Raw genomic sequence first — 13,530 nt, 5'->3', positions numbered from 1 at the left:
GGGCGCCCGGCCGACGACGTCGAGGCGGCCCTGCGGGACGGTCGGGCGATGGACGCGTGGAAGCGGATGATCGCCGCCCAGGGCGGTGACCCGGACGCACCCCTGCCCGTGGCCCGGGAGACGTCCCAGGTGCTCGCGGACACCGACGGCGTGGTCGCGGAGCTGGACGCGTACGCCGTCGGCATCGCCGCGTGGCGGCTCGGTGCCGGACGCGCGCGCAAGGAGGACCCGGTGCAGGCCGGTGCGGGCGTCGAGCTGCACGCCAAGCCGGGGGACACCGTGCGGGCGGGGCAGCCGCTCATGACGCTGCACACGGACACGCCGGACCGGTTCGGGCGTGCGCTCGACGCGCTGGCAGGCGCCGTCGTCGTGGCGCCGGAGGGCACGGTCGTGCCCCTGCGGCCCCTCGTGATCGACCGCATCGACGCCTGATCACCTCGCGGCGTCGCGCGGACGGGGGCACGATGGACGGATGAGCACCGTGCCCGGAAGTGACGCCTGGAAGGACGCCGGACTCGCTCCTGTGGACCCGGACGGTCCGCGGAGCCTGACGGACGAGGCAGACGACACCGCCGACCCGGAGGAGTACGAGCCGGGTTTCGCGCGGGCGGACCGCGACGGCCGTGCCGACGAGGCGGATGTGGTCGAGCAGGACACCGAGGTGCCCGCCGACGATGAGGATGCTGACACCTGATCGCATTCGAGGGGTTCCGTCCCGGTACGGTGAGCCCATGACCTCCCCCTCCGAGCCCTCGGTGGCTGACGCCCCCAGCGACCCGTCCGAGGCCACCCCCGACCCCGTCGCCGCGCTCGTCGCCCTGATCCCCACGTTGCCCAAGGTCGTCCTGCACGACCACCTCGACGGCGGGCTGCGGCCCGCGACGATCATCGAGCTCGCCGCCGAGATCGGCCACGAGCTGCCCGCGACGGACCCGGACGAGCTGGGGCGCTGGTTCGTCGAGGCCGCCAGCTCGGGGACGCTCGAGCGCTACCTCGAGACGTTCGACCACACCGTCGCCGTGATGCAGACCGAGAACGGGCTGCGCCGGGTGGCGCGCGAGTCGGCGGTCGACCTGGCCGCCGACGGTGTCGTCTACGCCGAGCAGCGGTACGCGCCCGAGCAGCACCTCGCCCAGGGCCTGACGCTCCAGCAGGTGGTCGACGCCGTGCAGGCCGGGTTCGCCGAGGGCATCGCCGAAGCGGCCGCCGCGGGGCACACGATCCGGATCGGCACCCTCATCACCGCGATGCGGCACGCGGACCGCGGCGACGAGATCGCCGCGCTCGCCCTGGAGAACCGCGACAACGGCGTGGTCGGCTTCGACATCGCCGGTGCCGAGGACGGCTTCCCGCCGTCGCGTCACGCCAGCGCGTTCACCACGCTCGCGGAGGCGGACTTCCCGGCGACCGTGCACGCGGGCGAGGCGGCCGGCGTCGAGTCCATCTCGGAGGCGGTGCACGTCGCGCACGCCTGCCGGATCGGGCACGGCGTGCGGCTCGTCGAGGACATCACCACCGACGGGCTGGGCGACAGGCTGGGCGCGCTCGCCCACTGGGTCCGCGACCGGCGCATCCCGCTGGAGCTGTGCCCGTCGTCCAACGTGCAGACCGGCGCCGCCGAGTCGGTGGCCACCCACCCGGTGACGCGCCTGCGGAACCTGGGCTTCGCCGTCACCGTCAACACCGACAACCGCCTGCAGTCGGGCACGTCGATGACCCGCGAGCTGACCCTGCTGGTCGAGGAGGCCGGCTGGGAGCTGGTCGACCTGCGCGACGTGGCGGTCACCGCCGCAGCGCACTCGTTCCTGCACCACGACGAGCGGTCTGCCCTGATCGACCAGGTGATCCGCCCGGCCTACGCGTCGGCGCGGGGCGGCCGGCACCGCGCGTAGCACCGACGACGACGGCCCCCGCCCAGAACCTGGGCGGGGGCCGTCGTCGTCCGTCTAGATCAGGCCCTTGGTGTGCCAGACCGTCTTGGTCTCCACGAAGGCCGTGATGCGGTCCAGCGACGGGGCGGCCGCGTCCGGGCCGTTCTCCGGCGGCAGCACGCGCTTGAGCGTGTCGGCCGCCGCGATCTGCAGGTCGACCCACTCGAGGGCGCCGGCGCCGACCAGGTCGAGCGCGTTGACGTCCTGGTGGCTGGCCAGCCACGGGGCGATCTCCGCGGGGGAGCCGGTGAGGACGTTGACGACGCCCTTCGGCACGTCGCTCGTCGCGAGGACCTCCGCGAGGCTGATCGCCGACAGCGGGAGCGTCTCGCTGGCCACGACCACGACCGTGTTCCCGGAGACGAGCGCGGGGGCGACCGCGGAGACCAGCCCGAGGAGCGACGAGTCCTGGGGAGCGATGATCGCGACGACGCCCGTCGGCTCCGGGACGGAGATGTTGAAGTACGGCCCGGCGACGGGGTTGGCGTTGCCGGCGACCTGCGCGTACTTGTCGGTCCAGCCCGCGTACCAGACCCAGCGGTCGATGGCCGTGTCCACCTGCGCGGTCGCGACCGCGGCGGTCACGCCCTCGGCGTCGACGATCTCGGCGACGAACTGCGCCCGGCGGCCCTCGAGGAGCTCGGCGATCCGGTAGAGCACCTGGCCGCGGTTGTACGCTGTGGCACCCGACCAGCCGCCGACCGCACCGCGAGCGGCGACCACCGCGTCGCGGGCGTCCTTGCGGGACGCCTTGGCCGCGTTGGCGAGGAACGCGCCCTTCGCGCTCACGATCTCGTAGGTGCGCCCCGACTCGCTGCGCGGGAACGCCCCGCCGATGTACAGCTTGTAGGTCTTGGGAACGGCGAGGCGGGTCACTTGGTGGCTCCCTTGCTGACGGTCTTGCGCGCTGGTGCGGACGTGACTGCCACGGCGGGGGCGGCGGTCTTCAGGTACGCGGCGATGCCGTGGCGGCCACCCTCGCGGCCGTAGCCGGACTCCTTGTAGCCACCGAACGGGCTGGACGGGTCGAACCGGTTGAAGGTGTTGGCCCACACGACGCCGGCGCGGAGCTTGTCGGCCACCGCGAGGATGCGGCTGCCCTTGTCGGTCCAGATGCCCGCCGAGAGGCCGTACGGGGTGTTGTTCGCCTTGGCGACGGCCTCGGCGGGCGTGCGGAAGGTGAGCACGCTCAGCACCGGCCCGAAGATCTCCTCGCGGGCGATCCGGTGGCTGGTGGACACGTTGGTGAAGATCGTCGGCGCGAACCAGAACCCGTTCTCCGGGATGGTGCACGCGGCGGTCCAGCGCTCGGCGCCCTCCGCCTCGCCGACGTCGCTGAGCTCGCGGATCCGCTCCAGCTGCTCGGCGCTGTTGATGGCGCCGATGTCGGTGTTCTTGTCCAGCGGGTCGCCCAGGCGCAGGGTCGACAGGCGCGTCTTGAGGCGGTCGATGACCTCGTCGTGGATCGACTCCTGCACCAGCAGGCGGCTGCCCGCGCAGCAGACGTGGCCCTGGTTGAAGAAGATGCCGTTGACGATGCCCTCGATGGCCTGGTCGATGGGCGCGTCGTCGAACACGATGTTCGCCGCCTTGCCGCCCAGCTCGAGGGTCAGCTTCTTGCTGGTCCCGGCGACCGACCGCGCGATCGCGCGACCGACCGACGTCGACCCGGTGAACGCCACCTTGTCGACGTCGCCGTGGCCGACGAGCGCGGCGCCGGTCTCCCCGGCACCCGTGATGATGTTGACGACCCCGGGCGGCAGGTCGGCCTGCTGCACGATCTCCGCGAACAGCAGCGCGGTCAGCGACGTGGTCTCCGCCGGCTTGAGCACGACGGTGTTGCCGGCGGCGAGCGCGGGAGCGATCTTCCACGCCAGCATGAGCAGCGGGAAGTTCCACGGGATGACCTGCGCGGCCACGCCGAGCGGTGCCGGGGCGGCGCCGAGGCCGACGTGGTCGAGCTTGTCGGCCCAGCCCGCGTAGTAGAAGAACCAGGCGGCCACGAGCGGCACGTCGACGTCGCGGCTCTCCTTGATGGGCTTGCCGTTGTCCAGGCTCTCGGCCACGGCGAGCTCGCGGCTGCGCTCCTGGACCAGGCGCGCGATCCGGAACAGGTACTTGCCGCGGTCGGCGCCCGACATGCGCGACCAGGTGCGGTCGTAGGCGCGGCGGGCGGCAGCGACGGCGGCGTCGACGTCGGACGCGTCGGCGTGCGCGATGGTCGCGATGTGCTTCTCGGTGGCGGGCGAGATCGAGGCGAACGGGGTGCCGTGCCCCTCGCGGAACTCGCCGTCGATGAAGAGGCCGTAGGAGTCGCGCAGGTTCAGGATCGCCTGCGACTCGGGCGCCGGGGCGTACTCGAGGAATGACATCTGTGGGCCCTTCAGTCGATCGTCACGTAGTCGGGGCCGGAGTAGTGCCCGGTCGTCATCTTCTGGCGCTGCAGCAGCACGTCGTTGAGCAGGCTCGAGGCGCCGAACCGGAACAGGTGCGGCGTGAGCCACTCCTCCCCGACCGTCTCGGCGACCGTCACGAGGTACTTGATCGCGTCCTTCGAGGCGCGGATGCCGCCGGCGGGCTTGACGCCGACCTTCTCGCCGCTGAGCCGGTGCCAGTCGCGCACGACCTCCAGCATGAGCAGGGTGACGGGGAGGGTCGCGGCCGGGGCGACCTTGCCGGTGGACGTCTTGATGAAGTCGCCACCGGCCAGGATCCCCAGCCACGACGCGCGGCGGACGTTGTCGTAGGTGTTCAGCTCGCCCGTCTCCAGGATGACCTTGAGGTGGGCGTAGGTGCCGTCCGCGCGGCGGCAGGCCTCCTTGACCGCGACGATCTCGTCGTAGACCTGGCCGTACCGGCCCGACAGGAACGCCCCGCGGTCGATGACCATGTCGATCTCGTCGGCGCCGGCGGCGACCGCGTCGGCGGTGTCCTCGAGCTTGATCGACCGCGAGGAGCGGCCGCTCGGGAACGCGGTGGCGACGGCGGCGACGGCGATCTTGCCCTGGTCGGGGTCGCCGTGCGCCGCGCCGAGCGCCTGGACCGCGTGCGGCACCATGTCGCCGTAGACGCAGACCGCGGCGACGCGCGGGCACGACGGGTCCGCGGCGTCGGGCGTCACCGCCTTGGCGACGAGCGAGCGCACCTTGCCAGGTGTGTCCGCGCCTTCCAGCGTCGTCAGGTCGATCAGCCCGATGATGCGGTCCAGCGCCCAGGCCTTCGAGGTGGTCTTGATCGAGCGCGTGCCGAGCCCGGCCGCCCGCTGCTCGAGCCCGACGGCGTCGACGCCGGGGATGCCGTGCAGGTAGCGACGCAGGTTGGCGTCGTTCGCCTCGCCGCCCAGGAGCGCGATCGCGCGCTCCCCGGGGACGATCTGGGTGCCTGTCATGAAGGGTCCTCGCTGTTCGTGTGCTTCTCGATGAGGTGCGTGGCGGTCTCCTCGTCGGTGACCAGCACCGTGCAGAGGCCGCTGGAGACGACCGCGTCGGCGACCGCGTGCTTCGCTGCGCCGGCGATGACCGCGATGCTGAGCCCTGCGGCGCGCAGGCTCTCCAGCGGGAGACCGATGGTCCGCTCGTCGAGCCGCTCGTCCACGATCGCACCGGCCGCGTCGACGTACCTCCCGACGACGTCCCCGACCGCGCCCCGGCGCACGAGCCCCGCGACGTCGTCGGAGGTCAGGTAGCCGCTGTCGACGAGCACCGAGCTCGCGTCTGCCGCGCCCGCGCTGAACAGGTAGGCGTCGGCGCCGGCCGCCAGGCCGAGCACCGCGGCGACGGCGCGGTCGGACTCGATGGCGCGCTTGGTCTCGAGCCGTTCGAGGATCGCCGGGCTGGGCAGCAGCGTGGCGTGCCCGCCGGCCTTCTGCGCGATGGCGACCGCGGTCGACGCCGCGGTGCCGGCCCGCCGGTTGAGGCTGACGCCGCCGTTGATCTGCACGACGTCGACGCCGCTCGCCCAATCGTCCTCGAGGTGCCGCGCGACGTCGTCCAGCGTGCGTCCCCAGCTGATCCCGAGCGTGCGCGGCACCGGGCGCAGCGTGGCGAGGTAGTCGGCGGCGGCCTGCGCGGTGCGCGACTGCAGCTCGTCCTGGTCCTCGACACCGGAGGTGGACACCACGACCGCGTCGGCCAGGCCGCAGGTCTCGCGCAGCCGGCGCTCGACGGGCAGCCGCCGTGCGCGGGGGTGCACGATCTCGATCCGGACGAAGCCGCTGGCCTTGGCCTGGGCCAGCAGCCGTCCGACCTTCCAGCGGGTGAGCGCGAGGATCGACCCGATCTCGTCCTGGGTCTTGTCCTCCTCGTAGTACAGCTCGGCGGCGCGGATGGACAGCAGCTCGTCCGACTCGATCATGCGGTTCCTCTCCCGTCCGTCCACTGTAGGCACCGCCCGCACGCGTAGCAACACTCGTTGCGATCTTTGCTCATATGAGCACGGAGGCTCTCGTGGACCCGAATCACCCGATTGGTGGTTGCGCTCGCGATTGACTCCCTCGGGACGGTCGGCGACAGTGGGGCAGCCATCCGGCGGAGCCGGAGCGCGCACCATGCGAGAGGCAGGCGAGGGGACAGCACGGATGGGACGGTGGGGACGCAGCGGGATCGCCGTCGTCGTCGTCCTCGGGTTCCTCGCCGCGGGGCTCGCCGCGGGCGCGGCCGTGCGGAACCTGCGGGCCGGAAAGGCCGTCGTGGTGCCGGCCGCGTGGGAGCAGCCCTGGCAGGACGCCCACGTGCGCGAGGGACAGGACGTGGTCCTGGCCTGGGGCGACCGGGCCGGCGCGGACCCCACGCGGGCGCCCGCCGAGCTGCGGTTCGACGCGGCCCGCGCCGTCGCCCAGCTCGACGCCCTGTACGCGCTCGACGTGCACGACCTCGACGTGGTGGACGAGGACGGCGCGATCGGCCGGCACAAGATCGTGGTCGTCGTCGACGGGACCTGGTCGACGGGTCCGGGTGCACCCGTGAGCACGGTGGTCGTCCCGGAGAGCGGAGGGCTGGCCGAGTCCGGGCGCGGGGCCACCGGTGCCGTGGTCGACGGGGTCGGTGTGCTGCGCGTGGACGTCCCGTCGCTGACCGCGCGCGGCCACGAGTCCGCGACCGCGCCCGTCACGGGGGAGCCCACCGTCGTCGGCGGCTCCGAGTTCGACCCGTCCTGGGAGCTGGCCCGCGGCTTCGCCGAGGTCGTGCAGGGCTTCGCCGTCCTCGATACGCCCGGCGGCTTCGCCTCGAACGACGCCGCGACGTTCTGGGCCGCGAGCGCCGCGTACCTGGCCACCGTGGCCGCGCCCGGGGGGATCGGGAACCCCGCGGACCTGGTGCGCAGCCCGCAGCTGCACTGGTCCAGCCCGCGCCTCGGCGACGGCAGCTGGCTGCTGCTGCAGTACCTGGCCGAGCGCGACGGCGAGCAGCTGCTCGGCAGCATGTGGCGCGAGGCCGAGGTCGGCGAGGACCCGCTCACCACGTACAAGCGGCTGACCGGCCTCACCCAGGAGGACCTCAACCGCCGCGTCGCGGAGTACGCCATGCGCACCGTGACGTGGGACTTCATGGACCGCAGCGCGATCGCCGCCGGGGTGGACCGGCTCGACCCCGTCCTGCTCGCGGACCGGACCACACCCGTCGAGGCCGTCGAGGGGGATCCCGGCCACTACCGGGTGCTCGACGCGTTCGCCCCGTCCGACTACGGCTTCACGATCGTGCGGCTCCAGCCCGACCCCGGCGTGCGGGACATCCGCGTGCGCGTGCGGGGGCACGACGACGTCCCCGACGCGGGGCTGAGCTTCGGGTTCGTCGCGATGAACGGGGACGTCCCCCGGTACAGCCCCGTCACCGAGAGCCTCGACGAGCAGGTCCAGCTCCGGCTGCGCACGGGGGAGAGCGAGGCGTACCTCGTGGTCGCGGGCACCCCGACGGTGAACCACAAGCACGGCGCCGGCGACGCGTACGGCGACCTTGCGCGCTACGCGTACGAGTTCCGGGTGTCGGGTGCGACCGTGGCCGACGAGCTGCCCGACCCGGCCACGATGGGCGGTCACTGGCACCCCAACGGCGGCGGGTTCGTGGACGACGCCGCGACGGTCGACGCCACCGCGTACGTCGGCCCCGACGCCGTGGTCCGCGGGGATGCGCAGGTCCTCGGGAACGCCCGCATCGAGGGCCGGGCGTGGGTCGAGGCCGGTGCCGTCGTCGAGGGCGACGCGGTGGTGCGGGACGTCGCCATCGTCAGGTCGGGTGCGCACCTGAGCGGCAGCACGGTGGTGGCCGGAGATGCCGTCGTCGGCTTCACGTGCGCGTCCGGGAGCTACACGACGCTCGACCCGGCGCGCTGGTGCGACGGCCGCCCGGAGCCCGTCGACCGCTTCCCGGCCCCCACCCCGTTCGCGGCGACCGACCTCCTGCTCAGCACCCTCGTCCCGCCGACCGCGGAGCCGACGCCCGAGCCGTCGACCCCGACCGAGACCCCCACGCCCACCCCCGCTCCGACTCCGACTTCGACGCCGACCCCGCAGCCGACCGTCGTCGTGCCGCCGCCCACCGCGGGTGGTGTCGAGCCCCCGGAGCCGCTCCCGGCGAGCGCGTGCACGGCGACCTACACGGTGACGAACCAGTGGGCCTCGGAGGGGCAGAACTGGTTCCAGGTGGAGGTGGTCGTCACCGCGGGCAGCACCGGCGTCGACGGGTGGGCCGTCTCCTGGGCGCTCCCGCAGGGCGTCCAGATCACCAACCAGTGGAGTGCCCGGATCGGGTCGAGCGGCTCCAACGCGACCGCCGAGAACATGAGCTACAACGGCACCCTGCGCGAGGGCGCCACCGCGACGTTCGGGTTCCACCAGACAGGGCCGGCAGACACCGGCGCGCTGGTCCCCGCGGTCAGCTGCAGCCGGACCCGCTAGATCCCCAGGGCCGCCCGCACGTCCGCCGCGACCGCGTCGAGCCGGGTGCGGGCGTCGTGCCGGGCACGTCCGACCGCACGGTGGTCGGCGGCCGGGTCGAGCGGGACGACGACCTCGAGGTAGCACTTGACCTTCGGCTCGGTCCCGCTGGGTCGCACGATGACGCGGGTCCCGTCCGAGGTGAGCAGCCGCAGGCCCTCGGTCGGCGGGAGCCCGTCGCGGTCGTCCTCGGACCCTGCGGCCAGGTCGACCACCTCGGTCACGCGCGACCCGCCCAGGGACGACGGCGGACGGCTACGGACCCGGTGGACGGTCTCGCCGATCTGCGCGAGGTCGGCGAACCGCGCGGAGACCTGGTCGGTCAGGTGCAGGCCGTGCTCGCGGGCGAGGTCGTCGAGGGCGTCGATGACGCTGCGGCCCTCCGCCTTGAGCCGCGCCGCCAGACCGGCGACCAGCAGCGCCGCCGAGATGCCGTCCTTGTCGCGCACGTGCGCGGGGTCGACGCAGTATCCGAGCGCCTCCTCGTAGCCGAACACCAGACCGTCGACGCGGGAGATCCACTTGAACCCCGTCAGCGTCTGCGCGTGCCGGTAGCCGCCGGCGGCGGCGATCTTGCCGAGCAGCCGTGAGGACACGATCGAGCTGGCGAACGCGGCCCCGTTCTGCGGCGCCTTCCCCGCCAGGCTCGCGCCCAGGAGCGACCCGGTCTCGTCACCGTGCAGGATGCGCCAGCCCTCGGCCTCCGCGGTGTCCGGCCCGCGGAACGAGCGGTGCCGCAGGTCCTGGATCCCGACGCCGCAGCGATCCGCGTCGGGGTCGAGGGCGATCACGAGGTCCGCGCCCTCGTCGCTGGCCAGCCCGATCGCGAGGTCGATCGCCCCCGGCTCCTCGGGGTTGGGGAACGCGACGCTCGGGAAGTCGCCGTCCGGCTCCGCCTGCTCCGGCACCACGAGCACGTCGGTGAACCCGGCCTGCTCGAGCACCCGTCGGGCGACCTCGCCGCCGACGCCGTGCAGCGGGGTCAGGACGATGCGCAGGCGCTTCGCGGCGGCGCGGGTGGCGTCGTCGGTGGGAGCCAGCGCGACGACCGACGCCACGTAGGCGTCGAGCACCTCGGGCCCGAGCACGGTCCACCCGTTCGCGGCACGCGGCACGGACGCGACCGACGGCACGTGCGCGATCTCGGCGGCGATCGCCGCGTCGGCAGGAGGCACGATCTGCGCGCCCTGGCCGGAGTCGGTGACCACGCGCCCGCCCAGGTAGACCTTGTAGCCGTTGTCCTGCGGAGGGTTGTGCGACGCGGTGACCATGATCCCGGCGTCGGCGGCGAGGTGGCGGACCGCGAACGCGAGGACGGGGGTGGGCAGGGGCGACGGCAGGACCAGCACCTCGATGCCCACCGCGGTCAGGACCGCCGCCGAGTCGCGCGCGAAGTCGACGGACTTGTGCCGGGCGTCGTACCCGATCACCACGCGCGGCCGCGGCTGCACCCCGTCCAGCTCGCCCAGCAGGTAGTCCGCCAGCCCCGACGCGGCACGGATGACGACCGCGCGGTTCATCCGGTGCGGGCCACCGCCCAGCCGTCCGCGCAGCCCCGCGGTGCCGAACTGCAGGAGGCCCGTGAAGCGGTCCGCGAGCTCGTCGCGCGCGGCGGTCCGGGCGTCGAGCGCCTGGCGCTGCGTCGGGTCGGGCTCGCGCCCCGGCGCGATCGTCGGCGGCGCGGCGCGGGCCACGTCCAGCAGGCCGCGCAGCTCGTCGGCCGTCTGCGGGTCCGGGTCGTCCTCGATCCACGTCTGTACCTGCGCCTCGAGGCCTGCCCATGCGTCGTCGCCGGTCATGGGGCCAACGTACTCAGCCGCTCGGGTCAGCGCTCCCCGACGTGCCCGGCACGACCACGACCACCCGGCCCTCCTCCACACGCACCGCGTAGGTCGCCACGTCGTCCTGCCCCGACCGGCACGCGCCGGTGCTCAGGTCGAACACGTGCGCGTGCAGCGGGCACACGACGACGTCGGCGTCGGTCTGCCCGTCGGCGAGGGGCCCTCCGCGGTGCGGGCACACGGCGTCGAGCGCCCGGACGGTGCCGTCGCGGAGCCGGAAGACGGCCACCTGGCGGTCCGCGACCGCGTACGCGCGGCCCTCGCCGGCGGGGATCTCGGACAGCGGCCCCAGCACGTGGGCCACGCCCAGCTCGACCGTGCTCATCGGACCGGCACCTGCGGCAGGACGGTCAGGGGCAGCGCGGTGCGGAACTGGCCGGGCTCGGCCGGGTCGTCGCGCTCCTTCCAGGGGTCCCGATAGGCGTCCACGGAGGCCTGCACGGCGGCGTCGAGCGCTGCCGCTATGCCCTCCGCGTCGTCGACGACGACCGCCCGGACGTGCTCGATCCCGAGGCGCGGCACCCACGCGTAGGTCCGCTCCAGCCAGTTCGCCGTCTCGCGGTAGTACTGGATGAACCGGCCGGTCAGGGTGGTGACCTCCTCGGGGGTGTCGACCGTGGTGAGCAGGTCGCCCTTGCGGATGTGCGCCCCGGCCGCGCCACCGACGTAGATCTCCCAGCGCCCGCCGTCGACGGCCACGACCCCGATGTCCTTGACGTAGGCCTCGGCGCAGTTGCGCGGGCAGCCCGTGACGGCGAGCTTGAGCTTCGCCGGGCTCTCCAGGCCCTGGTACCGGGTCTCGATGGCGATGCCCAGCGCCGTGGAGTCGCCGAGGCCGAACCGGCAGAAGTCGCTGCCGACGCACGTCTTGACGGTCCGGAACGACTTCCCGTACGCGTAGCCGGACGGCATGTCGAGGTCCGCCCACACCGTCGGCAGGTCCTCCTTGCGCACGCCCAGCAGGTCGATGCGCTGCCCGCCCGTGAGCTTGATCATCGGGATGCGGTGCTTGTCGGCCACATCGGCGATGCGGCGCAGCTGGTCGGCGGAGGTCACTCCGCCCTTCATCTGCGGGACGACGGAGAACGTCCCGTCACGCTGGATGTTGGCGTGCACGCGGTCGTTGATGAAGCGGCCGTCGCGCTCGTCGACGACGTCGGCGCCCCAGATCGTGCGCAGCAGCGACGTCAGCCCCATCTTCGAGCGTGCGTCCTCGACCCCGCCGGGCGCGAGGGCGGCGAACACGGCCGACACCGAGCGCAGCTCCTGCTCGCGGACGAGCGCCACGAGCTCGGCCTTGGCGTAGGGGACCCCGGGCACGTACCAGGACGCGGACTCGTCGACCACGAGGTCGCCGTCGGCGGCCCACTCGACGACCTGCGCGACGAGCGACTTGCACGACCCGCAGCCCTTGCCGGCGCGCGTCGCGTCCATGACGCCGGCCACCGAGGCGACGCCGCCGCGCACGCACGCCGCGATCGTGCCCTTGCTGACGCCGTTGCAGTTGCAGACCGTGGTCTCGTCGGGCAGCTCCGCGACGCCCACCGCGGCCGGCGCGGTGCCCAGGTCGAACAGCAGCGCGATCCGGTCCTCGGGCAGCGGCGAGCCCTGGTCGAACGCCTGGATCAGGGGTGCGACCTTCTCGAGGTCCCCGACGAGCGTCGCGCCGATGAGCCGGTCGTCCCGGACCACCACGCTCTTGTACAGCCCGCGGCGCGGCTCGGAGACGATGATGTGGTCGTCGTCGGGACGCTCGGGCGCCGTGACACCCATCGACGCGACGTCGATGCCCGCGACCTTGAGCTTCGTCGCGGTGCGGGAGCCGTGGTACTGCGCCGACGGGTCGGTGCCGGTGAGCACGTCGGCGAGCACCCGGGCCTGCTCCCACAGCGGCGCGACGAGGCCGTACACCTGGTCGCGGTGCTGCACGCACTCGCCGACGGCGAACACCGCGGGGTCGGGCGTGCCCTGGTCGTCGAGCGCGCGCATCTGGTCGTCGACGACGATGCCGCGCTCGACCAGGAACCCGCTCGTCGCGGCAACCGAGGAGTTGGCCCGGATGCCCGCGGCCACCACGACCATGTCGCACGGCAGCACGCGGCCGTCGGCGAGCTGCACGCCCGTGATCTCCGTGTCGCCGAGCACCCCGACGGTGCGCGCGGACGTCACGACCGCGATCCCGAGCGTCTCGACGCCGCGCCGCAGCACGTACCCGCCCGCGGCGTCGAGCTGCTGGTTCATGAGGTGCCCGGGACCGTGCACCACGGTGACGTCGACGCCGTGGGTCTGCAGCCCGCGCGCCGCCTCCAGCCCGAGCAGGCCGCCGCCGATGACCACGGCCCGCTTGTGGGTGCGGGCGTACCGGATCATGGCGCGCGTGTCGTCCAGCGTGCGGAACCGGAACACGCCCTGGTGGAAGCCGCGCCCGACCGTGCGCATCCCCGGGATGTCCGGGACGAACGCGCTGCTGCCGGTCGCGATCACGAGCGCGTCGTAGGGCGTGCGGCTGCCGTCGGTGGCGCGCACCGTGCGCGCGTGCCGGTCGATGCGACCCACCCGCACGCCCGCGTGCAGCGTGATCGCGTTCTCGTCGTACCAGGCCATCGAGTTGAGGAAGATCGCCTCCTCGCTCTCCAGCCCGGCCAGGACGTTGGACAGCATGATCCGGTTGTAGTTGCCGTACGGCTCCTCGCCGAACATCGTGATCCGGAACTGCTCGGCACCCCCGCGCTCGAGGATCTCCTCGACCGTGCGCGCACCCGCCATGCCGTTGCCGACGACGACGAGGTCGCGTCGCCCGTCGCCGTCGCGGGCCCGGCGCGCCACG

10 protein-coding genes and 1 pseudogene are annotated in these 13,530 nt (G+C 73.5%); 4 read left to right on the top strand and 7 right to left on the bottom strand.

Annotated elements, in window-relative coordinates:
* The 3 genes and pseudogenes from ACXJKF_RS07125 to ACXJKF_RS07115 form a co-directional block, all read left to right on the top strand.
* A pseudogene (locus ACXJKF_RS07125) lies at nucleotides 1–432 on the top strand (thymidine phosphorylase); the annotation flags it as partial.
* A 40-nt stretch (nucleotides 433–472) separates the two neighbouring features.
* Complete coding sequence (locus tag ACXJKF_RS07120) at nucleotides 473–694, top strand: hypothetical protein (RefSeq protein ID WP_456787031.1); 222 nt, start codon at nucleotides 473–475, stop codon at nucleotides 692–694.
* A 37-nt stretch (nucleotides 695–731) separates the two neighbouring features.
* Nucleotides 732–1,892 (top strand): adenosine deaminase, encoded by a 1,161-nt coding sequence (locus ACXJKF_RS07115; RefSeq protein ID WP_456787030.1) that lies wholly within the window; start codon nucleotides 732–734, stop codon nucleotides 1,890–1,892.
* 54 nt (nucleotides 1,893–1,946) lie between these two features.
* Here ACXJKF_RS07115 and ACXJKF_RS07110 read toward each other — a convergent pair whose 3' ends face one another.
* The 4 genes from ACXJKF_RS07110 to ACXJKF_RS07095 are packed head-to-tail and all read right to left on the bottom strand — an operon-like array spanning nucleotide 1,947 to nucleotide 6,284.
* The gene (locus ACXJKF_RS07110) at nucleotides 1,947–2,807 is read right to left on the bottom strand and encodes an aldehyde dehydrogenase family protein (RefSeq protein WP_456787029.1); all 861 of its coding nucleotides are present in this window, start codon (nucleotides 2,805–2,807) and stop codon (nucleotides 1,947–1,949) included.
* The gene (locus ACXJKF_RS07105) at nucleotides 2,804–4,303 is read right to left on the bottom strand and encodes an aldehyde dehydrogenase family protein (protein WP_456787028.1); all 1,500 of its coding nucleotides are present in this window, start codon (nucleotides 4,301–4,303) and stop codon (nucleotides 2,804–2,806) included. The genes ACXJKF_RS07110 and ACXJKF_RS07105 overlap by 4 nt, the downstream gene beginning before the upstream one ends.
* A gap of 11 nt (nucleotides 4,304–4,314) precedes the next feature.
* Complete coding sequence (gene deoC / locus ACXJKF_RS07100; protein WP_456787027.1) at nucleotides 4,315–5,319, bottom strand: deoxyribose-phosphate aldolase; 1,005 nt, start codon at nucleotides 5,317–5,319, stop codon at nucleotides 4,315–4,317.
* A complete protein-coding gene (locus ACXJKF_RS07095; protein WP_456787026.1) occupies nucleotides 5,316–6,284 on the bottom strand; it encodes a sugar-binding transcriptional regulator in 969 nt (322 codons plus the stop codon). Before ACXJKF_RS07095 ends, deoC begins: the two co-directional genes overlap by 4 nt.
* A 223-nt stretch (nucleotides 6,285–6,507) precedes the next feature.
* On the opposite strand from ACXJKF_RS07095, the gene ACXJKF_RS07090 reads away from it, so the two are divergent.
* Nucleotides 6,508–8,823 (top strand): DUF6055 domain-containing protein, encoded by a 2,316-nt coding sequence (locus ACXJKF_RS07090; RefSeq protein WP_456787025.1) that lies wholly within the window; start codon nucleotides 6,508–6,510, stop codon nucleotides 8,821–8,823.
* Here the strand turns inward: ACXJKF_RS07090 and ACXJKF_RS07085 are convergent.
* The 3 genes from ACXJKF_RS07085 to nirB are packed head-to-tail and all read right to left on the bottom strand — an operon-like array spanning nucleotide 8,820 to nucleotide 13,529.
* Nucleotides 8,820–10,661 (bottom strand): phospho-sugar mutase, encoded by a 1,842-nt coding sequence (locus ACXJKF_RS07085; protein WP_456787024.1) that lies wholly within the window; start codon nucleotides 10,659–10,661, stop codon nucleotides 8,820–8,822. The two genes, ACXJKF_RS07090 and ACXJKF_RS07085, sit on opposite strands and share 4 nt — an antisense overlap.
* Before the next feature lie 13 nt (nucleotides 10,662–10,674).
* The gene (locus tag ACXJKF_RS07080) at nucleotides 10,675–11,028 is read right to left on the bottom strand and encodes a Rieske (2Fe-2S) protein (RefSeq protein WP_456787023.1); all 354 of its coding nucleotides are present in this window, start codon (nucleotides 11,026–11,028) and stop codon (nucleotides 10,675–10,677) included.
* Complete coding sequence (gene nirB / locus ACXJKF_RS07075; RefSeq protein ID WP_456787022.1) at nucleotides 11,025–13,529, bottom strand: nitrite reductase large subunit NirB; 2,505 nt, start codon at nucleotides 13,527–13,529, stop codon at nucleotides 11,025–11,027. The genes ACXJKF_RS07080 and nirB overlap by 4 nt, the downstream gene beginning before the upstream one ends.
* Between the last annotated feature and the right edge of the window lies 1 nt (nucleotide 13,530).

This window comes from Cellulomonas sp. P5_C5, from assembly GCF_054049655.1.
Note: the sequence above shows the minus strand (reverse complement) of the source record. Positions and strands in the feature narration are given on the sequence as shown.

What these genes read in the sequence shown, in the direction of transcription:
- ACXJKF_RS07105 (WP_456787028.1), bottom strand. Translation starts at nt 4,303, where the DNA reads ATGTCATTCCTCGAGTACGCCCCGGCGCCCGAGTCGCAGGCGATCCTG.
- ACXJKF_RS07080 (WP_456787023.1), bottom strand. Translation starts at nt 11,028, where the DNA reads ATGAGCACGGTCGAGCTGGGCGTGGCCCACGTGCTGGGGCCGCTGTCC.
- deoC (WP_456787027.1), bottom strand. Translation starts at nt 5,319, where the DNA reads ATGACAGGCACCCAGATCGTCCCCGGGGAGCGCGCGATCGCGCTCCTG.
- ACXJKF_RS07095 (WP_456787026.1), bottom strand. Translation starts at nt 6,284, where the DNA reads ATGATCGAGTCGGACGAGCTGCTGTCCATCCGCGCCGCCGAGCTGTAC.
- ACXJKF_RS07115 (WP_456787030.1), top strand. Translation starts at nt 732, where the DNA reads ATGACCTCCCCCTCCGAGCCCTCGGTGGCTGACGCCCCCAGCGACCCG.
- ACXJKF_RS07090 (WP_456787025.1), top strand. Translation starts at nt 6,508, where the DNA reads ATGGGACGGTGGGGACGCAGCGGGATCGCCGTCGTCGTCGTCCTCGGG.
- ACXJKF_RS07120 (WP_456787031.1), top strand. Translation starts at nt 473, where the DNA reads ATGAGCACCGTGCCCGGAAGTGACGCCTGGAAGGACGCCGGACTCGCT.
- ACXJKF_RS07085 (WP_456787024.1), bottom strand. Translation starts at nt 10,661, where the DNA reads ATGACCGGCGACGACGCATGGGCAGGCCTCGAGGCGCAGGTACAGACG.